Origin of the sequence: Ruminococcus sp. RTP21204st1_B2_RTP21204_210225, from assembly GCF_040914135.1 — a bacterium.
GTDB lineage: Bacteria > Bacillota > Clostridia > Oscillospirales > Ruminococcaceae > Hominimerdicola > Hominimerdicola aceti.
The window spans coordinates 1-26,161 of record NZ_JBCPGA010000015.1; the positions used below are offsets into that span (position 1 = coordinate 1).

22 protein-coding genes and 1 pseudogene are annotated in these 26,161 nt (G+C 43.1%); all 23 read left to right on the forward strand.

Annotated elements, in window-relative coordinates; translation table 11 throughout:
• Positions 1 to 204 precede the first annotated feature (204 nt).
• A complete protein-coding gene (gene murD, locus AB5123_RS07285; RefSeq protein ID WP_117897450.1) occupies positions 205 to 1,596 on the forward strand; it encodes a UDP-N-acetylmuramoyl-L-alanine--D-glutamate ligase in 1,392 nt (463 codons plus the stop codon).
• A 26-nt stretch (positions 1,597 to 1,622) separates the two neighbouring features.
• A complete protein-coding gene (locus tag AB5123_RS07290; protein WP_368364649.1) occupies positions 1,623 to 2,639 on the forward strand; it encodes a M42 family peptidase in 1,017 nt (338 codons plus the stop codon).
• Between the two features lie 6 nt (positions 2,640 to 2,645).
• The gene (locus AB5123_RS07295) at positions 2,646 to 3,665 is read left to right on the forward strand and encodes a M42 family metallopeptidase (protein WP_368364650.1); all 1,020 of its coding nucleotides are present in this window, start codon (positions 2,646 to 2,648) and stop codon (positions 3,663 to 3,665) included.
• Positions 3,662 to 4,438 carry a hypothetical protein gene (locus tag AB5123_RS07300; protein ID WP_117863987.1) on the forward strand — a complete coding sequence of 259 codons (777 nt, stop codon included), beginning with the start codon at positions 3,662 to 3,664 and terminating at the stop codon, positions 4,436 to 4,438. The genes AB5123_RS07295 and AB5123_RS07300 overlap by 4 nt, the downstream gene beginning before the upstream one ends.
• Positions 4,431 to 5,702 (forward strand): methionine gamma-lyase family protein, encoded by a 1,272-nt coding sequence (locus AB5123_RS07305; protein ID WP_117923476.1) that lies wholly within the window; start codon positions 4,431 to 4,433, stop codon positions 5,700 to 5,702. The genes AB5123_RS07300 and AB5123_RS07305 overlap by 8 nt, the downstream gene beginning before the upstream one ends.
• A gap of 27 nt (positions 5,703 to 5,729) precedes the next feature.
• The gene (hprK, locus tag AB5123_RS07310) at positions 5,730 to 6,689 is read left to right on the forward strand and encodes an HPr(Ser) kinase/phosphatase (RefSeq protein WP_022286731.1); all 960 of its coding nucleotides are present in this window, start codon (positions 5,730 to 5,732) and stop codon (positions 6,687 to 6,689) included.
• Positions 6,690 to 6,728: 39 nt separating this feature from the next.
• A complete protein-coding gene (locus AB5123_RS07315; protein ID WP_347503300.1) occupies positions 6,729 to 7,451 on the forward strand; it encodes a phosphatase in 723 nt (240 codons plus the stop codon).
• Between the two features lie 45 nt (positions 7,452 to 7,496).
• On the forward strand, positions 7,497 to 8,411 hold the full coding sequence (gene murB, locus AB5123_RS07320) for a UDP-N-acetylmuramate dehydrogenase (RefSeq protein ID WP_117927397.1): 915 nt from the start codon (positions 7,497 to 7,499) through the stop codon (positions 8,409 to 8,411).
• Between the two features lie 60 nt (positions 8,412 to 8,471).
• Positions 8,472 to 9,329: an RNase adapter RapZ gene (rapZ, locus tag AB5123_RS07325; protein ID WP_038671699.1), complete on the forward strand. Its 858-nt coding sequence runs from the start codon at positions 8,472 to 8,474 to the stop codon at positions 9,327 to 9,329.
• A 13-nt stretch (positions 9,330 to 9,342) separates the two neighbouring features.
• A complete protein-coding gene (gene whiA / locus AB5123_RS07330; protein WP_242989164.1) occupies positions 9,343 to 10,284 on the forward strand; it encodes a DNA-binding protein WhiA in 942 nt (313 codons plus the stop codon).
• A 2-nt stretch (positions 10,285 to 10,286) separates the two neighbouring features.
• On the forward strand, positions 10,287 to 13,757 hold the full coding sequence (locus AB5123_RS07335) for a DNA polymerase III subunit alpha (protein WP_368364651.1): 3,471 nt from the start codon (positions 10,287 to 10,289) through the stop codon (positions 13,755 to 13,757).
• 2 nt (positions 13,758 to 13,759) lie between these two features.
• Entirely contained in the window at positions 13,760 to 13,927 is a 168-nt protein-coding gene (locus tag AB5123_RS07340; RefSeq protein WP_022286737.1) for a hypothetical protein, read from the forward strand.
• A gap of 118 nt (positions 13,928 to 14,045) precedes the next feature.
• The gene (locus AB5123_RS07345; RefSeq protein ID WP_337811858.1) at positions 14,046 to 15,332 is read left to right on the forward strand and encodes a pitrilysin family protein; all 1,287 of its coding nucleotides are present in this window, start codon (positions 14,046 to 14,048) and stop codon (positions 15,330 to 15,332) included.
• The gene (locus AB5123_RS07350; protein WP_368364652.1) at positions 15,325 to 16,599 is read left to right on the forward strand and encodes a M16 family metallopeptidase; all 1,275 of its coding nucleotides are present in this window, start codon (positions 15,325 to 15,327) and stop codon (positions 16,597 to 16,599) included. The genes AB5123_RS07345 and AB5123_RS07350 overlap by 8 nt, the downstream gene beginning before the upstream one ends.
• A 41-nt stretch (positions 16,600 to 16,640) precedes the next feature.
• Positions 16,641 to 17,891 (forward strand): prolipoprotein diacylglyceryl transferase, encoded by a 1,251-nt coding sequence (gene lgt / locus AB5123_RS07355; RefSeq protein ID WP_195388494.1) that lies wholly within the window; start codon positions 16,641 to 16,643, stop codon positions 17,889 to 17,891.
• A complete protein-coding gene (gene folD / locus AB5123_RS07360) occupies positions 17,892 to 18,746 on the forward strand; it encodes a bifunctional methylenetetrahydrofolate dehydrogenase/methenyltetrahydrofolate cyclohydrolase FolD (protein WP_347503876.1) in 855 nt (284 codons plus the stop codon).
• Between the two features lie 172 nt (positions 18,747 to 18,918).
• The gene (rpsO, locus tag AB5123_RS07365) at positions 18,919 to 19,185 is read left to right on the forward strand and encodes a 30S ribosomal protein S15 (RefSeq protein ID WP_022286742.1); all 267 of its coding nucleotides are present in this window, start codon (positions 18,919 to 18,921) and stop codon (positions 19,183 to 19,185) included.
• Positions 19,186 to 19,362: 177 nt separating this feature from the next.
• Positions 19,363 to 21,477, forward strand: a complete 2,115-nt coding sequence (locus AB5123_RS07370; RefSeq protein ID WP_022286743.1) for a polyribonucleotide nucleotidyltransferase — start codon at positions 19,363 to 19,365, stop codon at positions 21,475 to 21,477.
• A gap of 106 nt (positions 21,478 to 21,583) precedes the next feature.
• Positions 21,584 to 22,318, forward strand: a complete 735-nt coding sequence (locus tag AB5123_RS07375; protein WP_038671712.1) for a hypothetical protein — start codon at positions 21,584 to 21,586, stop codon at positions 22,316 to 22,318.
• Between the two features lie 93 nt (positions 22,319 to 22,411).
• Positions 22,412 to 23,254 (forward strand): zinc ribbon domain-containing protein, encoded by an 843-nt coding sequence (locus AB5123_RS07380; RefSeq protein WP_347503877.1) that lies wholly within the window; start codon positions 22,412 to 22,414, stop codon positions 23,252 to 23,254.
• 142 nt (positions 23,255 to 23,396) lie between these two features.
• Entirely contained in the window at positions 23,397 to 23,741 is a 345-nt protein-coding gene (locus AB5123_RS07385; RefSeq protein ID WP_038671715.1) for a hypothetical protein, read from the forward strand.
• Between the two features lie 17 nt (positions 23,742 to 23,758).
• On the forward strand, positions 23,759 to 26,005 hold the full coding sequence (locus AB5123_RS07390; RefSeq protein WP_117938599.1) for an ATP-dependent RecD-like DNA helicase: 2,247 nt from the start codon (positions 23,759 to 23,761) through the stop codon (positions 26,003 to 26,005).
• Positions 25,974 to 26,132: pseudogene (locus AB5123_RS07395) on the forward strand (double zinc ribbon domain-containing protein); the annotation flags it as partial. The gene AB5123_RS07390 and the pseudogene AB5123_RS07395, both read left to right, overlap by 32 nt.
• Positions 26,133 to 26,161 lie beyond the last annotated feature (29 nt).

Below are 26,161 nucleotides of genomic sequence, written 5' to 3' on the forward strand. Positions count from 1 at the left end.
ACTTTATTTTATCAGATTTTTGCCTATCTCTCTTTTCTTTTTTCTTAATTTTGTCCAATATCTATTGTAGCACTACAGTAAACTTTTTTTGCATATATAAAAAAGTCCTTGCGTTTTTGGATAAAATGATATATAATAAAATAGAATAGGTATGTGTGCAGTATATTGCACACAACTGACAGAATTATTGAAGGAGTTAATGATATGACAAAAGCACAAAGATATTTCATGGAAATAAAAGATAAGAGAGTAGCGTTCATAGGTACGGGCGTAAGTCATCTGGAGCTTATAAAGCTTTTTCTCTCAAAGGGCATAAGATGCGTTGTCTGCGACAAAAAGACAGAGGACGAATTTGATGAGCTTATCTATGAGGAGCTTTCCGCAAAGGGCTGTGAGTTCTCATTGGGCGAGCATTATCTTGATATCATCTTCAACTGCGATATAGTTTTCAGAACACCTGGTATGTACTATAATGATGAAACTATTACAAAGGCAAGAAAAGCAGGCGTTGCCATTACATCAGAAATGGAAACTTTCTTTGACCTCTGCCCATGCAAGATATACGGCGTAACAGGTTCAGACGGAAAGACTACTACTACTACCCTTATCAGCGAAATGCTCAAAGCCGAGGGCAAGCGTGTCCATATCGGTGGAAATATCGGCAAGGCTCTTCTGCCTATCGTTGAAACAATGTCCGACAGTGATGTTGCAGTAGTTGAGCTTTCAAGCTTCCAACTTATCTCAATGAGACAGTCGCCAAACGTTGCCGCAATCACAAACATCACTCCAAACCACCTGAACGTTCACGGAACAATGGAGGAGTATATCGGTGCAAAGGCCAACCTTATCGCTCATCAGAACGGATACTCAAGAACTGTTCTCAACGAAGATAACGAGGAAACCATAAAGCTTGCAGACCTCGTAAGAGGAAAGCTTGTCACATTCTCTCTAAAGCACCCTGTTCAGACAGGCGCATATCTTAATGACGACGGTATGCTTTGCTACACGGAAAAGGGCAGAACTACAGAGATAGTGCACAAGGACGATATAAGGATACCTGGTATCCACAACGTTGCGAACTATCTCACAGCTATCGCCGCAGTATGGGGCGAGGTATCTATCCAGAGCATAGTTCAAGTAGCAAAGAACTTCGGTGGCGTTGAGCATAGAATTGAATTTGTAAGAGAGATAGATGGTGTTAAGTGGTATAACGATTCTATCGCAACAAGCCCTACAAGAGTTATCGCAGGACTTAATTCATTTAATCAGAAGCTTATTGTTATCGCAGGTGGCTATGACAAGAAGATACCTTTTGAGCCTCTTGCCGAGCCTGTGAACAAGAACGTAAAGATACTCATTCTTCTTGGTGCGACAGCAGACAAGATAGAAAAGGCTGTTACAGAAAGCCCGCTCTATCCTGAAAGCGGTCTGAAAATAGTGAGAGTAAAGACACTTGAAGAGGCGGTCCTCACAGCACAGAAAATGGCTGAAGAGGGCGATGTTGTCACACTTTCACCAGCCTGTGCAAGCTTTGACCTCTATCCTAACTTTGAGGCAAGAGGCAGACATTTCAAGCGACTTGTGAACGAACTCTAATTTTATAAAAAGCAGGGATATGTATTATGGATACATTTGAGATACTGTCACAGCTTTGCTCTGCGGCAGGTGTATCGGGAGCGGAAGGCTCAGCGGCTGAGGCTGCGGCAAAGCTCCTTGAAGAGTATGGCGAAGTCACCTTGGATAACGCTCTTGGCAGTGCTATCTGCAAGGTTGGAAGCTGGGAGAACGGCAAGCCTGTTATGCTTCTTGACGCCCATATAGACGAGATAGGCATGATAGTCACATACATCACAGAGGACGGCTTTTTGAAAATATCAGGCTGCGGTGGCCTTGATACAAGGCTTCTTTTGGCTCAGCAGGTGACAGTTTACGGCAAAGAAAAGCTCACGGGCATCGTGACTTCAACTCCGCCTCACCTTGAAAAAGACAGCTCTGTCGCACCAGACCTTGACAGCGTTTTCATAGATATAGGTTTTACGAGCCGTGAAAATGCAGCAAAGTATGTTTCCCTTGGTGACAGAGTGCTTATAGAAAACAAGGCCGAAAGGCTCGCAGGAAGCCGTGTGACATCTAAAGCAATTGACGACAGGTCAGGCTGTACGGCTATCCTAAAGACTTTGGAGCTTCTCAATGGTCAGCAGACAGCTTATAATATCGCAGTGTGCTTTTCAACTCAGGAAGAAGTTGGCGAGCGTGGTGCAAAAACAGCCGCCTTTGATATCAATGCAGACTATGCGATAGTGGTGGACGTTTCCTTTGCTAGGACTCATTATGAGAGCGAGGAAGAGTGCGGCATAATGGGCAAGGGAGCGATGATAGGCATTGCTCCGTCCCTTTCACGAGAGATGTCAGATGGCTTTGTTAGCCTTGCAGAAGAAAAGGGCATACCATATCAGCTTGAAGTCATGAGCGGAAAAACAGGTACGAACGCTGACGCTATCGGTGTGAGCGGAAGCGGAACAAAAGCCGTTACCATATCCATTCCAGAAAAGCATATGCACACGCCTGTGGAGATAGTTGATATAAACGATATTGATAATACGGCTCTGCTTATTGCAGAATATCTGAAAAGAGTGTAGATATTTATGTTGGATAAACTGAAAGACCTCTGCCTCCTTGACGGCATTTCAGGCGACGAGGGAGCGGTAAGAGAATATATAATAGATAAAATAGGCGATAAAGCTGAAATAAGGGTGGATAACCTTGGCAATGTCATAGCTTTCTGTAAGGGCAAAAAGATGCCTAAAAACAAGATAATGGTGTCTGCTCATATGGACGAGGTTGGCATGATAGTAACCTATGTGAATTCTGACGGCACGCTGAAAGTGTCATCAGTTGGCGGTGTTGACCCAAGAGTTGTTTTCGGCAGACGTGTCAAAATCGGCAGGAATAACGTCCTTGGCGTTGTGGGCGGAAAGGCTATCCATAACCTCACAGCCGAGGAGAGAAAAAAGTCTGTGCCTTTTGATAAGCTTACCATAGATATAGGCGTTGACAGCCGTGAGGAAGCCTTAAAGCTTGTGCGCCTTGGGGACAGTGTGAGATTTGTTTCCGATTTTGTAGAGTTCGGTGAGGGCTTCGTGAAGTGCAAGGCTATAGACGATAGAGCAGGCTGTGCAATAATGCTCAGAATGATAGAAGAGGGCATGGAGTATGACACATATTTTACCTTCGTGGTGCAGGAAGAGATAGGTTTGCGTGGCTCGACCTGTGCGGCGTTCACTGTTGCGCCTGATTATGCAGTGGTGCTTGAATCCACAACTGCGGCGGATATTCCATCGGCTTCTGGAGAGAAAAGGGTTTGTGAGCTTGGAAAAGGTCCTGTTGTTTCATATATGGACAGACACACAATGTATGACCGTGAGCTTTATGAGCTTGCATTTTCTGCGGCAGAAGAGAACGGCATATCGTGCCAGACCAAAACAATGGTGGCAGGAGGAAATGATGCAGGTGCGATACACGTTTCCCGTGGTGGCGTAAAGACAGCCGCAGTGTCGCTCCCTTGCAGATATCTTCATTCGCCTAGCTGCGTGATAAATAAGGCGGACTTTGAGAACGCTTATGTTCTTACAAAATTGATCTTGGATAGGACTTATAACAAATGATCTATGAAACCAAAGAGATCAGCTCAGAACTGCTGAGCGGTCTTAAACCTAACAATTATACAAGGCGTATAAAGTCGCACTTTGCGGCATACGGCACAGGGTATGATTTTCTGCATTTCTATGCCGTTGAGGAAAGCGGAGAAAAGCTTGGTATCATATCAGTATTCAACGCCTCTATGATGATATCGACTTTCAAGGATAAGAGATTTGACGATAAGGTATTGGGCGAGCTTGCAGGGTTCATTCTTATGAATAAGCCTGCCGCAGTGGAGTTTGAGGCGGAGTATTCAGATAAGCTTGCAGAACTCACTAAGGCAGAGTATAAGGGTGACAAACGGACGGAGTTCAGCTTTGTTGCAAAGAACGATATCCCGCCCCTTGATGTGAATGAGCTTCCAAAACTCGATGATGTTTTCAGGATACTTGCACCGTGTTTCCCTGCCATAAAAAATTCCTATGAGCTGTGGCTTACGGATACTTCCCACAGAGTAAGAAGAGGACTTTCACAGTCATTCCTGCTTGGAAACTACACCACTGCCACTATACAGTATATCATAGATGGAGTGGCACTTGTGGGACACGTTGGAACGATACCTGAGGAGCGTGGAAAATTCCATGCAAGACAGCTTTTGTATTGGATAGGTGAAAAGCTCACACAGGACGGCTTTCAGGTGAGATTATTTGCAAGACCCCATAGAGTGAGCTATTATGAGGAGATAGGCTTTAAAGCCTGCGGAATAGATCTTGTATTGGAGAGAATAGAAAATGAATGAATGTATATTTGATATAGACCCAAAGCTTTTATCTCTTGCCTCCGAGGCAGAGAATGAGTGCAGGGAGATGTTTGAGAAAATAGACAGCAATGCCGAGTATAACGGACAGAAAGTGCTGAAAGCTTTTATCGACAATCGTGTAAGCGAGGGCTGTCTTAAAGGCACAACAGGTTACGGATACGGCGACATGGGCAGAGATACTATAGACAAGGTGTTCGCTCAGGCGCTGGGCGGTGAGGACGCTTTGGTAAGACACACTTTTGTGAACGGTACTCATGCACTTTCAACAGCGCTTTTCGGAGTGCTTAGAAGCGGAGACACAATGCTTGCCTGCACTGGAAAGCCATATGATACTCTTGAGGAGATAATCGGTATCAGAGGCGAAAAGGGCAACGGCTCACTTATTGATTTCGGTGTAAAGTATGAGCAGGTAGACCTTGTTGACGAAATGTATCCTGACTATGACGAGATAGCAAAGAAAGCTGTTGGTGCAAAGATAGCGTATATCCAGCGTTCAAGAGGCTATTCTCTCAGACCGTCACTGACAGTTGAGATAATCGGAAAGATAGCAGAAACAGCAAAGAAAGCTAATCCTGATATAATCGTCATGGTGGATAACTGCTACGGTGAGTTTGTTGAAAGAAAAGAGCCACTGAGCGTTGGCGCAGATATCATCATAGGCTCGCTTATCAAAAATCCGGGCGGTGGAATTGCTTCTACAGGCGGATATATCTGCGGCAGAGCAGACCTTGTGGAAAAATGTGCCGACAGGCTCACCTGCGTTGGTATGGGCAAGGAAGTTGGTTGTTCACTTAATCAGAACAGAGAAATGCTCCTTGGCTTTTTCTTAGCACCACAGGTGGTTGCTTCTGCTCTTAAAACATCAGTTTTCGCCTGCCGTTTCTTTGAAAAACTTGGCTACAAGACCCTTCCTGAAAGCGGCGAAACAAGAACTGATATAATCGCATCTATACTTCTTGAAAACGAGGAGAACCTTGTGGCTTTCTGTCAGGGAATACAGAAAGGCTCGCCGGTTGACAGCTATGTTACTCCAGAGGCATGGGATATGCCGGGTTATGACAGCAAGGTGATAATGGCGGCAGGAGCATTCACAATGGGTGCGTCCATAGAGCTTTCCGCCGACGCTCCTATAAGACCGCCGTTTGCCGCATGGCTTCAGGGCGGTATCACATACTCAACAGGCAAAGCAGGCGTTATGCTTGCCGCACAGGAGATGTATAACAAAGGTTTACTTAGAATATAAAATTTGACTGGAAAGGAATGATATTCAATGGCAGAGATATTCAGCGTTACTGTCGAGGAGATAATCAAACAGCTTAATATGGAGATAATCTATGCTCCTGAGAACATCAGCAGCCTTGTTGTTACTGAGAATGATTGTAACAGACCTGGACTTCAGCTTATGGGATTTTATGAGTATTTCAATGCAGAGCGTGTTCAGATATGCGGAAATATGGAGTTTGCTTATCTTGCTTCACTTGACGAGAAAACAAGATATGAGAGGATAGACGCTCTTTTTGCTACAAAGATACCGCTTTTTATCGTGGCAAGAGGTCATGAACTTTACCCTGAAATGGTTGAGATAGCTAAGAAATACGGCGTACCTATCGCAAGAACTCAGGACAGCACAACAGCATTTATCGCCGCACTTATCGGCTACCTGAACGTTGAGCTTGCTCCGAGAATAACACGCCACGGCGTTCTTATCGAAGTATATGGCGAGGGTATCCTTATCGTGGGCGAGAGCGGCGTTGGTAAGAGCGAGACAGCTATCGAGCTTGTAAAGAGAGGTCACAGACTTGTGGCTGACGATGCCGTTGAGATAAGAAAGACATCAAACAGAACGCTTGTCGGCTCATCACCTGATAATATCCGTCACTTCCTCGAACTGAGAGGTATCGGTATCATCAACACAAGACGTCTGTTCGGTATGGGTGCTGTAAAGGTAAGCGAGAAGATAGACCTTATCGTAGAGCTTGAACCTTGGGACAGCACGAAGATATACGACAGAATGGGCGTAGACAATGAGTATACAACTATTCTCGGAATCAAGATACCGAGCCTTACCATTCCTATAAAGCCGGGCAGAAACCTTGCTGTTATCCTTGAAGTTGCGGCTATGAACAACCGTCAGAAGAAAATGGGTTATAACGCTGCCGCTGAACTTTTGCAGAATCTTGGTCTGCAAATGGACAAGAAAGACAAGGTCAAGAACTGGGATAATTTCTAAAAACACGCATATACTTTTTTAAATAGGAGATAGATCATAATGCACTTACAGGGAGATATGCACACGCACACTATAGCTTCAACTCATGCTTACTCCACCATAACAGAGAACTGCCAGTGGGCTGAAAAATACGGAATGAAAGGCATAGCGATGACAGACCATGCCATGAAAATGCCCGACTCGCCACATATCTGGCATTTTGTCAATCTTGGCATACTGCCGAGAAAGATAAACGGGATAACCGTCCTCAGAGGTATAGAGGCTAACGTTGTGAGCGATGACGGAGAGCTTGATACCAGCGAAAAGCTGCTTTCAGGACTTGAATGGGTGGTGGCGTCTATGCACAGTGCCTGCTATACTCCCTCGACACCTGAGAACCACACTAAAAGCTGGCTGAAAGTCGCACAGAACCCTCAGGTGGATGTCATAGGTCACTGCACCACCGCACCTTTTATATTCGATTATGAAAAGGGCGTAAAGGCGTTCAAGGAGTACGGCAAGCTTGTGGAGATAAATGAAAGCTCATTTGTGTGCAAAAGATCGCCCAGAAGAAACGTAGTGGAGCTTTTGAAGCTTTGCAAAAAGTATGAAGTGCCTGTGGTCTTTGACTCTGATTGTCATTTCTGTCAGCTTATCGGTCAAACACCGAAAGTGGCAAAGATAGCGGAGGAACTTGATTTTCCTGAGAAGCTTATCATGAACAGTGATTGGGAAAAGATAAGGGAATATGTTCTTGCGAAAAGACCAAACCTCGATATTTAAAACGATGAAAGGAGAAGCCCTCACAAGGGCGTTTTACAGATATATATGAATACACAAAAGCTGCTTGATCTTGCCTCAGAGCTTGAATGTAATGTTGTCTACAACGAGCCGCTTTCAAAGCATACCACATTCCGCACCGGCGGAGCGTGTACTGCAATGGTGGATATAAGCTCAGAGGAAAGCCTTGCAAAACTTGTTAGAGCCGCACACGAATGGAACGTAAGATATATTGTTGTTGGAAATGGCTCAAATCTTCTCTTTGACGACAGAGGCTATGAGGGCGTGGTGTTCCTTATGGGTCAGTCAGTGGACGAGATAAAAATGATGAACGAAAACACCATATACGCCGAGGCTGGGTGCAGCCTTATAAAGCTGTGCAGATTCGCTCTTGAGCATAACCTCACAGGACTTGAGTTTGCCTATGGCATACCGGGAACTGTGGGCGGTGCTATATATATGAACGCAGGAGCTTATGACGGTGAGATTAAAAATGTTATAACCTCTGCGAACTCCGTGAGGGCAGACGGCACTGTACATACTACAGAGGCAAATAAAATGGCTCTTGCTTATCGCAGCAGCTGTTATCAGAAAAACGGCGAAGTCATAACCTCAGGAGTGTTCAGACTTGAGGCAGGAGCGTATGACGATATTCAGGACAAAATGGTGGAGCTTATGGGCAGACGCCGTTCAAAACAGCCACTTGAATATCCAAGTGCAGGCTCGACCTTTAAAAGACCTGAGGGACAGTTTGCAGGAAAGCTCATTGAGGACTGTGGTCTGAGGGGATACACAGTGGGAGGAGCACAGGTGTCTGAAAAGCACTGCGGTTTTGTGGTGAACAAGGGTGGTGCAACAACTGAGGATATTATGTCGGTGATAAGACACGTTCAGCACATTGTCAAAGAGCAGACAGGCTATCTTCTTGAATGTGAGGTAAAGATAATACCTTACAAGGAATAATTTAAATAGGGATCAATAAGTGATGATTTTTTTCAGCTTTGTAAGAAAGGAATGAGCGTTATGCAGTTTGTGATAATTACTGGTATGTCAGGATCGGGAAAATCAAGTGCCGTGAATGTGCTTGAAGATATAGGATATTACTGCGTTGATAATATGCCGCCTGAGCTTATCCCAAAGTTTGCAAACATATGCAGTCAGTCTGACGGAAAAATAGACAAGGTAGCGTTTGTTGTTGATATAAGAGGCGGCGACCTTTTTCTGAAGCTTCAAGACACAGTAAAGCAGCTTCAGGGCGAGGGCGTGAGTCTTAAAATACTTTTCCTTGACAGCTCAGATGACGTTATCGTGAGAAGATACAAGGAAACAAGAAGAAAGCACCCTCTTGACGAGGTGTCATATGGAAACATAAGAAAAGCTATTGAAACTGAGCGTGAGATATTAAGACCTATAAAAGCACAGGCTGATTTTTATATAGACACGTCCAGAAGCTCAACAGCTCAATTTAAGGAAAGGCTTTATTCAATATTTCTTGGAAACAACGAGTTTATGCATATTGATGTTCAGTCGTTCGGGTTCAAGTTCGGTGCAATGAGCGAGGGCGATCTTGTATTTGACGTAAGGTGTCTGCCGAATCCGTTTTATGTACCTGAGCTTAAGAACAAAACAGGTCTTGACAAGGACGTTTATGATTATGTTTTGAGCTTTGACGAAGCCAAAGTGCTTCTAGGCAAGCTAACAGATCTTATCGACTATCTCATACCTCTTTACGAAAAAGAGGGCAAGTCACAGCTTGTTATAGCGTTCGGCTGTACGGGCGGAAAGCATAGGAGCGTTACCTTTGCAGAAGCAGTTGCGGAGCATCTGAGAAAGCAAGGTCACAGGATAAGAATAACACACAGAGATATAAATAATCAGTAAGGCGGTTTGAAAGTTGGAGGACGTATCCTTTTCATACAGAGCAAAAGAAGAAATAATCAGCAAGATAAATTCAAAGCCAAAGGCTGACGTGTGCATGATGGGTATGCTCACGTACTGTAACTGCCTGTCAGATGATGAGATATCTTTTCTCACTGAAAACAAAGCGGTAGCAGACTTTTTCGTGTTGAACACCGGCAGGATAACTGGTAATGAAAACGCAGTGTTAGTCACAGAGCAGAAAAAGCGAAACGGCGTTGTGCTTTATGCTTTGGATATTCCTGAGCGTGAGGACAGGCTCACACTTCTTGACTATTTCAGAATGGATAAGAGCAGGCGTTTGGAAGAAGCTGACCTGCCTAAAGAGAAGTTTTATCCACAGCTCGTGGCTGGTATATTTCTTGCCTGCGGTTCGGTGAACAATCCTGAGAAAAAATATCATATGGAGTTCGTTATGCCAACGATAGAGCTTTGCAATGATTTTGGTATGCTGCTTATAGATAATTACGATATCACTCCAAAGCACGTTGAACGTAAGAACGCACAGATAGTTTACATAAAAGAGTCTGAGAATATCATAGATATGCTTACTCTTATGGGTGCGCCTATGTGTTCGCTTGAACTTATGAATGTAAAAATGATGAAAGATATGCGCAACAAGATAAACCGAGCGGTGAACTGCGATAACGCCAATATAGAGAAGTCGCTGAAAGCAGCGGAAAAGCAGATAAGCGATATCGAGCTTATAGACGAGACAGTGGGGCTTTATTCTCTTCCTGATAATTTGCAGGAGATAGCTGAGCTTAGATATAATAATCCTGACTTTAATCTTAAAGATCTTGGTGCAGCCATAGATCCTCCTATCTCACGTTCGGGGGCAAACCACAGATTGCAGAAGATAGCAGAGATAGCTGACAGGATAAGAGTTGAAAAAGGTCTTGCACTGAAAGAGGAATAAAAATGCCTGAGTTTGTACATCTACATCTTCATAGTGAATATTCGCTCCTTGACGGCGCCTGCCGTATCAAGGAGCTTGTTTTGCGTGTAAAGGAGCTTGGACAGAAAGCAGTTGCGGTCACAGACCATGGAAATATGTTTGCGGCAGTGGAGTTTTACAACGAATGTCTTGCTCAGGGCATAAAACCTATAATAGGCTGTGAGGTGTATGTCGCACCAAGAACACGATTTGACAAGCTAGCGAAGATAGACAGTTCGCCTTACCACCTTGTGCTTCTGTGCGAAAACAACGAGGGTTATCAAAATCTTATAAAGCTTGTGTCGGCGGCATATACAGAGGGCTTTTACAGCAAACCGAGAGTAGATGTTGAATTGCTTGAAAAATATCACAATGGGCTTATCTGTCTGTCGGCTTGTCTTGCGGGTGAGATACCCAGAAAGCTTACCAATGGCGATTATGAGGCTGCAAAGCAGACTGCTCTTAAATATCGTGATATATTTGGCAGGGATAATTACTTTATAGAGCTTCAAAATCATAAGTTTGCAGACCAGCAGAGAATATTGCCTATGCTTATAAAGCTTTCACGAGAAACAGGAATACCGATGGTCTGCACCAATGACGCACACTATCTCAGACGTTCAGACGCTAATGCGCAACGTGTACTAATGTGTATCTCAACAGGCACGACACTAGACGACCCAAGCAGGCTTGAATTTCCGACAAACGAGTTTTATGTAAAGTCAGCAGAAGAAATGGCGGAGCTTTTTCCCTCTCAGCCTGAGTCGCTGGAGAATACAGTAAAGATAGCTGACAGATGTAATGTAAGCTTTGAGTTTGGCAAAACAAAGCTTCCGTATTTCCATATAGACGGTGTTTCAGATAACGAAAAGTTTCTTCGTGATATGTGCATTAAAGGGCTTTATAAACGTTATGAAAATCCTACAAAAGAGGCTTTGAAACGTGTTGACTATGAGCTTGACGTTATAACGAGAATGGGATATACTGACTATTATCTTATAGTGTGGGATTTTGTTCACTATGCAAAGACCCACGGTATACCTGTTGGCTGCGGACGTGGTTCAGGTGCAGGAAGTCTGTGTGCTTATTGTATTGGTATAACAGGCATTGACCCGCTAAAATATGACCTGCTCTTTGAACGTTTTCTTAATCCAGAAAGAGTTTCCATGCCTGACTTTGATATAGATTTCTGCATGGAAGGCAGACAGCGTGTTATTGATTACGTTGTGGAGAAATACGGTTCTGACCATGTGGCGCAGATTGCGACCTTTGGCACGCTTGCGGCAAAGCAGGCAGTGAGAGATGTGGCAAGAGCAATGGGTCTGCCTTATCAGACCGGAGATATGCTTGCAAAGAAAATACCTAGAGGTCAGCCGCTGAAATATTCCATAGAGAATATACCTGAGCTTAGTTCCCTTTATAAGACTGATATGAAGATACGACAACTTCTTGATATTGCCATGAGCGTCGAGGGTATGCCACGAAACGTGTCCACCCACGCAGCAGGCGTTGTTATCACAAAAGAGCCGGTAGACTTTTACGTTCCTCTCTATTCTCGTGACGGACAAGTTTCCACACAGTATACAATGACAGTGCTTGAACGATTGGGACTTCTTAAAATTGATTTTCTCGGACTTCGCAACCTTACCATTATAGACCACTGCCGAAAGCAGGTGATAGAAACTCACCCTGATTTTGACTTGGAGAAGATACCTCTTGATGACAAGAAGGTATATGAAATGCTTTCACAGGGCAAAACGGAGGGCGTTTTCCAGTTTGAAAGTGCAGGAATGACTGCGACTGTCATGAAGCTTCGCCCTGAAAGATTAGAGGACCTTATCGCTGTTATCTCCCTTTACCGCCCAGGACCTATGGACTCGATCCCAACATATATCCGAAACCGCCATGAACCTGACAGGATAGTGTATAAGCACCCATTGCTCAAAGGCATACTTGAAGTGACATACGGCTGTATAGTTTATCAGGAGCAGGTAATGCAGATATTCCGCACGCTCGCAGGATATTCATACGGCAGAGCGGATATCGTAAGGCGAGCAATGGCTAAAAAGAAAGCGGCTGTTTTGGAAAACGAGCGAAAAGCGTTTATCTACGGTGAGAAAGGGCAGTGCTGTGGTGCAGTGGCAAACGGTGTACCCGCTAATGTTGCCAATGAGATATTTGACGAAATGACCTCTTTTGCAAGCTATGCCTTTAACAAATCCCATGCGGCGGCTTATGCAACTATCGCATATCAGACAGCGTATTTAAAATGTCATTTCTATAAGGAATACATGGCGGCACTTATGACTATCACGCTTCTTGACAGCACCGATAAGCTTTACGGATATATTGCAGATGTTGGCAAAAGTGGCGTTAAAATTTTGCCGCTGGATATAAATAAGAGCGAAAGCGGTTTTGTGGCAGAGCCTGAGGGAATACGCTTTGCACTTCTTGCGGTTAAGTCGCTTGGTGAGGGGGCTATCGACAGAATAGTTTCTGAGCGTAAATCAGGTGGAGCGTTTCGTTCGCTTCAAGACTTTTGTACACGAGTTTCGGGCAGAGATATCCACCTGAGAACAGTGGAAGCACTTATAAAGAGTGGAGCTTTTGACGGTTTTGGATACACCAGACGTGAACATCTCAATGCTTGCGAGGACATAATGAAAAGCGTAACTCGGTCAGACGGAAGTGTGATTGAGGGTCAACTTGACTTGTTTGGCATGGGTGCTGCTTTGCCAATGGAAAAGAAGATAGAACGCTGCGGCGAGTTTGACGAACAGCAGCTTCTTGAATTTGAGCATGAAGCTCTTGGTATGTATATATCCGCCCACCCTATAGACCGCTTTGAGTGTGTGATTTCAGCCACAAGGTGTGTCACCTCTGCACAGCTCATAAAAGCCTGTACAGACGAGGGCGGAATGGCTGATAAACGTTTCGCTGATGGGGCGGAAGTAGACTATGCAGGAATGGTCAGGGGCAGAAAAATGCTAAAGACCAAAAAAGGCGATATGATGTGTTTTGTGGAGCTTGAAGACAAGTTCGGAACATTAGAGATAGTGGTTTTTCCGTCAGTTTTTCAAACTATGGGAGGCCTTATAAAAGACAGAGCGCTTCTGCACGTCAAAGGCAAGATATCATGTAAAGAGGAAGAAGAGCCTAAGATACTTGCGGATATGCTCGAGCCTGTCGATAGATTTTGCTCATTACAGCTTCAAAGGGATATTTGCGTAAGGCTTGTTTCAAGAGATGCAGAGGGCATAAAGGCTGTTAGAACTATAGCCGAGAAATACAGAGCACAGACTGGTTCAAAGTTTGCGGTATTTTTCAGCGATATACGCAAAATGACAGGCATAAAGTCTGTTCATGCTGTGAAAATGTGTCCTGAACTGCTCGTCGAACTTGAAAACAGACTGGGTGCTGAAAACGTGGTATTTATGGACAGAAAAGGAGAATAAAAATGGAGCCAAGAACATATAAGGTAACAAAAATTGACGGCGATTATGCACATCTTCTTAATGTGGACACAGGCGAAGATCTTCTTATGGCAAGAGCGCTTTTGCCTGACGAAACAGACGAGGGAACAATGCTTCACTGGGAAAATTTCATTTATACGGTAATAGAATAAGTGTATTTATGAAATTCTTGTGAAAAGTATGGAAATCTGCACAGGAATGTGATATACTATATTATTATCGTGTTATCACGAAAAATTTTAGCGTGAAAACGCTTGAAGGAGTAATCAAATGGCTGTATCTTATAGTAGGGAAGAACTCGGCAGAGGGATATCTCTTACAAGAATATATGACAAGAAATTCAAGTCAAACTGCGTGAAGATAGCATTTATATCACCGCTGGACGAAAAAACAGCCTGCGTCAATGCAATGCTACAAACAGTGCTTGTGACATCGAATGCGGAGATACCTTCACGAACAAAGCTTACATCTACACTCACCGGGCTGTATGGTTCAAGCATAGGTACTAACTGCGGCACTATAGGCGATTACCAGTCTGTCGGTCTGTCTGCGAGCTTTATCGGCGACGATTATACTATAGACGGCGAAGTAATATCCGTTCAGGTTGTAAGACAGCTTTTGAACTGTCTGCTCAGACCTCATCTTGTTGACGGAAAGTTCTGTGAGAAGTATTTTACTTTAAGAAAGCAGGAGCTTATCGACGCTATTGTTGCCACTGTCAATGATAAGCGTGGCTATGCACTTTTGCAGGCGAAAAAGCTTATCTTTGAGGGCGAACCTGCGGCTGTGTCTGCAATTGGAACTGTGGAGCTTGCTGAGAACATAACTCAGGAGGATTTGTTAAGACAACACAAAAAGCTTCTTGAAAGTGCAAAGATAGAGATAACCATATCAGGCGGTGGAAACACTGTTGCAGCTGAAAATCTTATAAGAAATGAAATGGCTGCTCTCGAAAGAGTTTCGCCTGTGGAGAAAATAGACTACAGACACAATTCACCTGCAAAGGCAGAGCCTGTTTATAGAGAAATTAAAATGCAGGTAAGCCAAAGCAAAATGGTCATGGCATTCAAGTCTGATTATGAGGATATATATACGGCAAAGCTTTTCTGTATGCTTCTAGGAGCAACGCCTTTTTCAAAGCTTTTTGCAAACGTAAGAGAAAAGATGAGTCTTTGTTATTATTGTTCCTCTGCATATGCCGACAGAAAGGGCACTCTTTTTATTGATAGTGGCGTTGAAAGCTGTAACATAGAAAAGGCAAAAAAAGCTATCGAAGAACAGCTCGAAGCCATATGTAATGGCGACTTCACAGAAGAGGAGCTTGAAAACACAAAGAAATCTCTATGCGGTGGCTTTAAGTCAAATTATGACAGCATATATGATATCATGGGTTGGTATGCAGCGCAGAACACACGAAACACAGCTTTCACTCCTGAGGAGATAAACGAGCGGATAGCAAAGCTTACTCGTGAGGACATAATAAGCTGTGCAAAGACTTTTAAGCCTGATACTGTTTTCGTTATCAGAGGCGAGGAAGAGGAGGACTGTGATGAATAAGGAGATTGTAAAGAGCGAGCGACTGGGCGAGAGCTACAGCGTTTTTCATCACCCGTCAGGACTTGACGTGCTTGTGTGGAAAATGGAGGGCTTCACAACTACAGAAGCCATATTTTCCACAAAGTACGGCTCAATTTACAACTGTTTCAAGACCAAGGACAGCAAAGATTTCATCACTGTGCCTGAGGGCATAGCCCATTTTCTTGAGCATAAGCTTTTTGAAAATGAAGACACAGATGTTTTTGACTTATATGCAAAAACTGGTGCCAACGCAAATGCTTTCACGTCTTTTGATGAAACGGCATATACGTTCAGCTGCTCGGAAAACTGGGAGGATTCTCTTGAAATACTTCTTGACTTTGTTCAGAAGCCTTATTTTACAGAACAATCTGTGGCTAAGGAGCAGGGAATAATCGGTCAGGAAATAAAAATGTGTGCAGATTCTCCTGAAAGACAGTGCTTTTATAATCTGCTGAAAGCTCTGTATGTAAACCACCCTATAAAGATAGATATTGCAGGAACTGTTGATACTATTGCTGAGATAACCCCTGATCTTCTTTATAAGTGTTACTACACTTTCTATAATCTTCACAACATGGTCCTTGCCATTGCAGGAAATGTTGACGAGGATAAGGTCATGGAAATATGCGATAAAATGTTGAAGCCATGCGAGAATATGGAGCTTGAAACAAAGCTTCCTGATGAGCCTGAGAATGTAGCGCAGAAAAAGATATTTCAGAGCTTCCCTGTGGGTCTGCCACTTTTCAATATCGGCTTCAAGTGCAAGCCTTATGAGGGCAGAGAACTTTTTAAAAAGGCTGGAACAGCGTCAGTTGCGCTTCATCTGCTCATTGGCTCTTCGTCACCTCTTTATAAACAGCTTTTTGATGACGGACTGATAAATTCGCAGTTCGGTGTCGAAGTGTTCACAAGCTGTGGAGTATTCTCTCCAATAATATCAGGTGAATCCCATGACCCCGAAGAGCTTTATCGCCGTTATCTAGCGGAGATAGAACGTGTAAAGACAGAGGGCTTTGACAAGTCGCAGTTTGATATGATAAAGCGTTCTATGTACGGCGAAATAGTAAGAGGAATGAATAATCCTGAAAGAGCAGCAGATTATCTTGCAGAAAGCTATTTTGAAAACTCTGACGCTTTCTATGAAGCACAGGTTCTTGCAGAAATGACTGTGGAGGATTGCGAAAACGCCGTAAGAGAAATGTTCGACCCTGAAAAGTCGTCTATCTCAGTGGTGGATAATAAGTAGGTATTTTGAGCCACAGACTCAGTGAAAGGAATGATAAATTTATGACAGCATTGCAGTTTCTTGCCGACTCTTCGGCAAATGACGCAATAAGGGAAAAACTCAGAGAGTTTCCGAACAGAGTTTATTTCCCTAATTTCGGAAAGGGTGACAATATCTTCAAAGAGGGTATTGATATCGACAGAGTGCTTTTTACAGTGCCGGGTACGAATTTCAAGATATATTGGTATGGTTTTTTGATAACCATCGGTATTCTTCTTGCGATGATATACGGCTTCAGAAGAATGAAGACCGTAGGCATCGACCCTGATAGAGCGACAGATTCCGTTATCGGCGGACTTATTGGAGCTATCTTTGGCGCAAGATTTTATTATATCATCTTTAATACAGAGGGTATGAAATTCTCAGAGTTTTTCGATATTCGTGACGGAGGTCTTGCTATCTACGGCGGACTTATCGGTGCGATAATCGTGGGCGGAATTATAGCAAAAGTAAGAAAGCTGAAGCTTACTGCGCTTCTTGATGTGGTCGCACCATGTTTTCTTATCGGTCAGTGTATCGGACGTTGGGGCAACTTCTTCAATCAGGAGGCCTTCGGTGCAAATACAAAGCTTCCTTGGGGCATGATAAGCAACACCACAATGGAATATATCTCAAACCATTATGACGAGCTTGGCGGCAAAGTGTCGGCTCTTGACCCTATCCACCCATGCTTTCTTTACGAATCTATTTGGTGTCTTATTGGATTTATAATCCTGCATTTCTATCTTAAACACCGCAAGTTTGACGGCGAAGTATTCCTTATGTACACAGGCTGGTACGGTCTGGGAAGATTTTTCATCGAGGGTCTGAGAACAGATTCGCTCTATCTTGGAAACATAAGAGTATCACAGCTTGTTGCAGGCACTTGTGTTCTTGCTTCACTTGTACTTATAATCGTGTTCAGAGGTATCACAAAGAGAAACAGCGATTACAAGCTGTTCGTTGATACAGAGCTTTCAAAGGCACAGCTTGAGCAGTATAACAGCTATAATGATATGCAGCAGGAAAAGAAAGAGCTTAAACATAAGATAAAGGAAGCCAAGGATAAGGGTGAGAGCTTTATTGAGCTTCAAAAAGAATATGACGAAAAATTCGGCAAGCAGGCTCAAAAAGACAAGCTTAAAGAAGCCGAGGAAAAGGACAAGGAGTCACACACCAAAGCCGAGACAGAGTATAAGTCTATCCTTGGTGACGATAACGACGAGGACAGCGAAGTAAAAGATACAGATGAAAAGGATACGGAGGAAGAATAAATGGGACAGATAATTGACGGCAAGGCAGTATCAGCCAAGGTCAAGGAAGAAATAAGACTTGAAACAGAGAAGCTTAAAGAGCAGGGCATAGAGATAGGTCTTGCTGTAGTCATCGTCGGTGATGATCCTGCCTCACAGGTCTATGTAAGAAACAAGGAAAAGGCTTGCGAAACTGTGGGCTTTAATTCATTCAAGTATGCTCTCCCTGCGGAAACAACGGAAGAAGAGCTTCTCAACCTTGTCAAAAAGCTCAATGATGACGACAGAGTGGACGGAATACTCGTTCAGCTCCCACTGCCAAAGCACCTTGACGATAAAGTGATAATAAATAACATCAGACCTGACAAAGACGTTGACGCTTTCCACCCTGTAAATGTGGGCAAAATAATGATAGGCGATTACAGTTTTCTGCCATGCACACCTGCCGGCGTTATGGAGCTTATCAAGTCAACAGGTACTGACATTGCAGGCAAGGAGTGTGTAGTGATCGGCAGAAGCAATATCGTTGGTAAGCCTCAGGCTATGCTGTTGCTGCACAATAACGGCACTGTTACTATCTGCCATTCAAAGACAAAAGATCTTAAAGAAGTTTGCCAGAGAGCAGATATACTGGTTGCGGCTGTTGGCAGACCAAAGATGATAACCGCTGATTATATCAAGGAGGGCGCAGTAGTTATCGACGTTGGTATGGATCGTGATGAAAACGGCAAGCTTTGCGGTGACGTTGATTTTGAGGACTGCAAGGATAAGGCTTCATTTATCACACCTGTTCCAGGCGGAGTTGGCCCTATGACCATTGCAATGCTTATGAGAAACACACTCACAGCAGGCAAGGCTCATCATGGCATAGAATAGTTGTAAAATTTCTGTTAAGACTATTTACAATTTGTCTGAAATAATGTATAATATATGAGTTGCTTACTGCAACATATCCATGCAACAGAATATGGGTCACGCCCGTAAGTGGGAAAGTTACCTGCCATATTCTTTTACATCGGAAATATTTTAACGAAAGAGGTACAAAAAAATGCTTAGAAAAGACGAAAAGACAGCTGTTATCGAAGCTAACAGAACTCACGAAACAGACACAGGTTCACCTGAGGTACAGATCGCTATCCTTACAAAGAGAATCAGCGACCTTACAGAACATCTTAAGACACACAAGAAGGACAACCACTCAAGAAGTGGTCTGTTCAAGATGATCGGTAAGAGAAGAAATCTTCTCAACTACCTCAAGAAGAAGGATATCGAAAGATATAGAGCTACTATCGAAAAGCTGGGTATCCGTAAGTAATCATGTAACTGACATCAAGGCAGAGGCATTTATTGCCACTGCCTTTTGGTGTTTATTTGAACTGTAGGTGAAAGGTAACTTAGCATTAAACAGAATGTATGAAGCTCGTATGTCCTGTTTATTGCTAATGCTTTCACCATACAGAGAATTCTAAATTTCTAAAATGGAGGAAAGACAATGTTTGAGAATTTCAAAACTTTTGAAACGACATATGCAGGCAGACCTGTAGTAGTTGAAACAGGTAAGACCTGCGGACTTGCTAACGGCTCTTGCTGGGTAAGATACGGTGAAACGGTTGTAATGGCTAACGTTACAGCTTCCGCAAAGCCAAGAGAGGGTGTTGACTTTTTCCCACTTTCAGTTGACTTTGAGGAGAAAATGTATGCAGTAGGCAGAATACCAGGTTCTTTCACAAAGAGAGAAGGCAAGGCTTCTGACAAGGCTATCCTTGCTTCAAGATGTGTAGACAGACCTATCAGACCTCTTTTCCCAAAGGATATGAGAAATGACGTTTCAGTTGTTATGACAGTTCTTTCTGTTGACCCTGACAACTCACCTGAGATCACAGGTATGATAGCTACATCTATTGCACTTTCCATCTCTGATATCCCTTGGAACGGACCTGTTGCATCTATCAACGTAGGTTACGTTGACGGCGAACTCGTTCTTAACCCAACTCTTGAGCAGAGAGCAAAGAACAGACTTAACCTTACAGTTGCAGGCTCTGCTGAAAAGATCGTTATGATCGAAGCAGGTGCTGACCAGATACCTGACGATCTTATGCTCAAGGCTATCATGACAGGTCATGAAGAGATAAAGAAAATGGTAGCTTTCATCAACGATATCAAGGCTCAGATTGGTAAACCTAAGTTTGAGTTTGAGTCAATGGAAGTTGACCACGATCTGTTCGACGCTGTTGAAGCAATGGTAGGCGAGCAGGTAAAGGTCGCTCTTGATACAGATGATAAGAATGTAAGAGACGCAAGACTTCAGCCAATAATCGACGCTGTTCATGAGAAGTTCGATGAGCAGTGTGAGGATAACACTGCTGTTCTTGACGAAGTTATGTATAAGCTCCAGAAGAAGATAGTAAGAAACTGGCTCTATGAGGGCAAGCGTGTTGACGGCAGAGGTATCGACGAGATAAGACCACTTGCCGCAGAAGTTGGTGTTCTCCCAAGAGTACACGGTTCAGGTATCTTCACAAGAGGTCAGACACAGGTAATGACTATCGCAACACTTGGCCCTGTTTCAGACGCTCAGAAACTTGACGGTATCGACGAGGAAACTTCCAAGAGATATATGCACCAGTACAATTTCCCTTCATATTCTGTTGGTGAAACAAGACCTTCAAGAGGCCCGGGAAGAAGAGAGATAGGTCACGGCGCACTTGCTGAGAGAGCACTCGTTCCGGTTATCCCTTCTGTTGAAGAGTTCCCATATGCTATCAGATGCGTATCTGAGGTGCTTTCTTCAAACGGATCTACATCACAGGGTTCTATCTGTGGTTCTACACTTGCACTTATGGACGCAGGCGTTCCTATCAAAGAGCCTGTTGCAGGTATTTCATGCGGTCTTATCACTAAGGAGGACGGCAGCTGGATGACTATGGTAGACATTCAGGGTCTTGAGGACTTCTACGGCGATATGGACTTTAAGGTAGGCGGTACAAAGAACGGTATCACAGCTATTCAGGTGGATATCAAGGTTGACGGTCTGACACCTGAGATAATCGCAAGTGCTTTTGAAAAGACAAGAAAAGCAAGAATGTATATTCTTGATGAGATAATGCTCAAGGCTATCCCTGCTCCTCGTGCTGAGGTAAGCAAGTGGGCACCTAAGATGCTGGCAACAAAGGTACCGGTTGACAAGATCAGAGAAGTTATCGGTTCAGGCGGAAAGGTAATTCAGAAGATCTCTGCTGAGTGTGACGTTAAGATAGACATATCTGAGGACGGTAGCGTATTCGTTTCAGGTATCGACAAGGAAAAGGCTGAACAGGCAATCAATATCATCAATACTATCGCTAATGACCCTGAGATAGGTGCTATCTACAGAGGTAAGGTAGTAAAGATCATGAACTTTGGTGCTTTCGTTGAGATAGCTCCTGGTAAGGACGGTTTGGTACACATTTCTAAGCTTGACAAATCAAGAGTAGAAAAGGTGGAGGACGTTGTTTCAGTCGGCGACGAGATCGTTGTTAAGGTAATGGAAATAGACGATCAGGGCAGGATCAATCTTTCAAGAAAAGACGCTCTTGCTGATATCGAAGCTAAGAAGAACGCTAAGTAATAAGTTTTTAAGAGCGGGCGGCTATGTGCTGTCCGCTTTTTTTTGTTGACAAAAAAGAAGAAATATGTTAATATAAAAGTAATAAATTTTTATAGGGGGTATCTTTATGAGATGTACAGTATGCGGGTGCGATATTCTGCCTAACAGCATTTGCTGTCAGAATTGTGGCACAAGAGTTATTGAAATGACAGGGGTAAATTCGGCACAGCCGAGGTATGGCAATAGTTTCAATAATAGCTTTAACAATGGCTTTGACAATGGTCTTAACAGCAATGTGAGGGCAGTGAGAAAGAATACGTCTATAGGCAAAAAGGTGCTTATCCTTTTGCTGGCATTGTTTGTGGGCGCAGCTATCGGTTTTGGATATTGGTACTATCACAATGTTTCAACTCATACCATTAGAGAGGAGAACTTTAGCGTTGAACTGCCAAGGTCACTTGAAAAGGCAACCACAATAGATTATGCGGCACAGAGCAGTGATGGAACTGTAAAAGCCAACGGAAAGTACGCCGATGTTAATAGCGATTTTCAGTATATGATCCTTGATTACTCTTCACTTGCTGGCGAAACAACGGATATTCTTACTGAGAAACTGTTTGTCACCTACATGAAGGGCAATTTGAAAAGTCAGTTTGGAAGCAGCTATAAAGAAGTGTATGCTGATGGTAACAAGCTTAAAATGACCTATCGTGCAAAAACGGGCGACGAAGTTTATAACTATGCTATATGCAAAAAGTCAGGTTATAAATATTATTGGTTTGTTTTTGGCTGTAAGGCTGATGAAAAGGATTTCTATGACCCGAAATTTGAAAAGTGGGCAAGCACTATCCATATCAATTAATACAAAATTTATAAAATCGATTTGTTAAATTATTGACATAATAAACAGTATATGTTAGAATAAAAGCATAAATTATATGAGGGAGAAAAGAATATGAAATGTCCTATTTGTTCGGCAAAGATCAGTGATACTGACGCTTTTTGTCCTAATTGCGGGTCGGCTGTGAAGTCTGAAACAAGCGGTTATATGGATTCTATCGACACATCAAACCTTGGTGAGAATGTTGGCTTTGGCAAGCGCAACACTACAGGAGCACAGCCTGTGAATGCAGTACCTCAGCAGAGTTATGCTCAGGGTCAGCAGTCTTATGGTCAGCCACAGAACGGCTACGCTCAGCAGAGTTATCCGCCTCCGCAGAATGGCAATGCTCAAACTCCATACGGCAGTGCATATGAGCCTTATAAGATAGCGCCTGTTACATCTGCTAAAAAGGGTATACCAAAGCCTTTGATGACAGTTCTTGTGTTTATCCTTGCGTTCTTGGTTGCTTTTGGTGTGAGATATTTTTACAAAAATACAGCTACGAAAACATTACAGGGTACGGGATATACAATGACAGCACCTGCGGACATTGAGAAATCTAGCAGTACAAATCTGTATGCCCTTGATAACTTCTCCAACAACGAGGTGGGCATAAACGCTGTTAAGCTTTCATATTCTGATATTGCACTTTACGGCTATGGCAAGGGCGAGTCTGCATCGGATATCTTTGATTTTATCCTTGAAAACGGCTCAACGACCTTGAAAATAACCGGCAAGGATTCAAAATATATTTATTATACCCAGAGCATAGGAGATAAACATTATTACGGCATGAGTTCTATAACAGAGGGCAACGGTGGCTACTACATTTTTGATTTTCTCTGCGAGCAGAAAAATAAGTCAAAGTATGAAGATAAGTTCAAAGATTGGGCTGCTTCAGTTGAGATAAAGTAAATAATTCAAGCTGTCCTTCGGGGCAGCTTTTTTGTTTTGCATAAAAATCTTGCTTTTTTCGTCAAAAAGGTGTAAAATGAATCATATGACACAAAATCTGCTTTCCGCATAAAATGTACTAATAATATGTGGAGGTGATCTTGTGTTGAATCTTATACTTCTTCTGGCTCTTGTGCTGGCGGTCGTTATTTGGTTTTGGGTGAAATGGTATAAGGTGCGAAATGTTGGCAAGCGTGGAGGATATTTGCTTATCCCATGTAAAAAGAATACACGTGAGCTTGAACATATGGTAAAAAGCTGTTATTGGGAGGAGTTTTTTCAGCCTGAATATTATGGGAGAGAAATAATCCTCGTTCAGCTTGACAAAAGCGAGATAAATTATGTTTCAAAGCGTTTGGAACAGGATTATAGCATCGTTCACTGTGTTGATATAACTGAACTTGCAGATTTTATCAAGCGCAGAGAGCTGAAATGCCATGAAAAATAGATCATTCGGAGAATAATATGGAAGATTTAAAGACCCTCAAGGGTGAGGTTGACAGCATAATATTTAAAAGTGAGGACACAGGCTTCTGTGTGCTTATGCTTAACTGTGACAATGACCTTATCACAGTTGTTGGCGAAATGGGTGACGTTGAGGAGGGCGAAGATCTCGTTGTAACAGGGGAGTTCACTTCACATCAGAAGTTCGGCGAGCAGTTCAAGGTGCATATCTTTGAGCGTTCTTTGCCTACTACCTCTGCAGCGATTCAGCGTTATCTTGCAAGCGGTGCTATATCAGGCATAGGGCCTGTACTTGCAAAAAAGCTTGTGAACAAGTTCGGGGACGATACCCTTGACATAATAGAAAATACTCCCGACAGGCTCACGGAGATAGACGGAATAACAGTGAAAAAAGCGGAAAAAATATCTCAGGAGTTCAAAACCACTTTTGCCGCAAGGTCTCTTATGTCATATCTTAACAAATTCGAGATAGAAACTTCTTATGGCATAAAGGCGTGGAAGCGTTGGGGCAACACTGCCGAGCAGATTATAAAATCAAACCCTTATGTGCTTTGTATTCAGGGCGTCGATCTGTCATTTTCCCGTGCGGACGCAGTTGCGGCAAAGTCTGATATCCCTGCTGACAGCGAGTGCAGGATAAAGGCAGGCATTACATATATTCTAAGACAAAACGCTGACCAAGGTCATACCTGCCTGCCTTTAGACAGTCTTGTGAAAACAGCGGTGAGTTATCTTGATGTTGATGAAAAGCTCATAAAAAAAGTAATCGAGGATGAAACTGAGGAGGAAAACCTCTACTATTACGATAAGCATGGCAGACGTTTTGTTATGCTTGCAGATTTTTACAAAGCTGAGGACTACATAGCAAGGCGACTTGCCATAATGCGGCAGATCTCTTATGACAATAAGATAGACTTTTCCGAAGTGATCGATCTTGAAGAGGAAAATAATGGCATACAATATGAAAAAATACAGCGTGAAGCCATAAATCTTGCACTGTCAAAGGGTTTTCTTGTGCTGACGGGAGGACCAGGTACAGGAAAGACCACAACGCTCAACGCTATAATTTCTCTTTATCAGCAGCAAGGGCTTAACGTTATGATATGTGCGCCAACAGGCAGAGCCGCCAAAAGGCTTTCTGACCTTACGGGATTTGACGCAAAAACTATCCATAGGCTTCTTGAAGTGAAGCATACAAGCGGTGACACACTTGCGTTTATACATGATGAAAACAATCTTCTCGATTGTGACGCTTTGATAATCGACGAGATGTCCATGGTGGATTCCTGCCTTTTTGAAGCCGTTTTGAGAGCCATAAGCGTTACCTGCAAGCTCGTTCTGGTGGGGGACAGCGATCAGCTTCCGTCAGTAGGTGCAGGAAATGTGTTAAAGGATATTATTGACAGCGGAGTAATGTCTGTTGTAACACTAAAAGAGATCTTCAGACAGGCACAGGAGTCTGAGATTGTTATGAATGCCCATAAGATAGTAAACGGCGAGCATATCGACCTAGCCAGCAAGGACAAGGATTTCTTTTTTATGCAACGGCTTGAATATGGAGAACTTCAGGATCTTGTGGTGGAGCTTTGCAAAACAAGGCTGCCAAAAGCCTACGATTACTCGCCCATAGACGACATTCAGGTGCTTTCGCCTACACGTAAAGGTCCTGCGGGTACTGTGGAGCTAAACAAGCGTCTACAGCAGGAGCTTAATCCTCCTGCCGCAGGAAAATCAGAGGTCAAGACCCCTGTTTATACTTTCAGAAAAGGTGACAAGGTCATGCAGACCAAGAATGATTATGAAATTCTTTGGAAAAAGTATATAACCGAGGACAAGACCGAAAGTGGCGCAGGCATTTTTAACGGCGATATAGGCATAATAATTGCAGTGAACAAGATACTTAAAACTGTGACTATAGATTTTGAAGGCAGAATAGCTGTCTATGACAAGCAAATGCTGGATAATCTGGAGCTTGCCTATGCCATAACAGTGCATAAAAGCCAAGGTTCTGAGTTTGATGTTGTCATTCTCACTGTATTCGGTGGATTTGACAAGCTTTATTACAGAAATCTTCTTTATACGGCTGTGACAAGAGCCAAAAGAATGCTTATAATAGTTGGCTCGAAAAAGCGTGTTGATTTTATGATAGATAATAATAAACGCACTTTGAGGTATACTGCGCTTAAAAATATGCTAATGGAGCTTGTAGAGGGTGATGACAGTGGTCAGCAGACGCTTGATATATAAATTTCTGCTTGATTTTGTTTATCCTAATCGTTGTCCTATATGTGGAAGTTTTATAAAATGGGACGAGCTTTTGTGCAAAAATTGTGAATGTAAGCTGCCTTTTCATAAAAAAATATTGTGCGAAAAGTGCGGCAAGGATAAGTGCCTAGATCATGA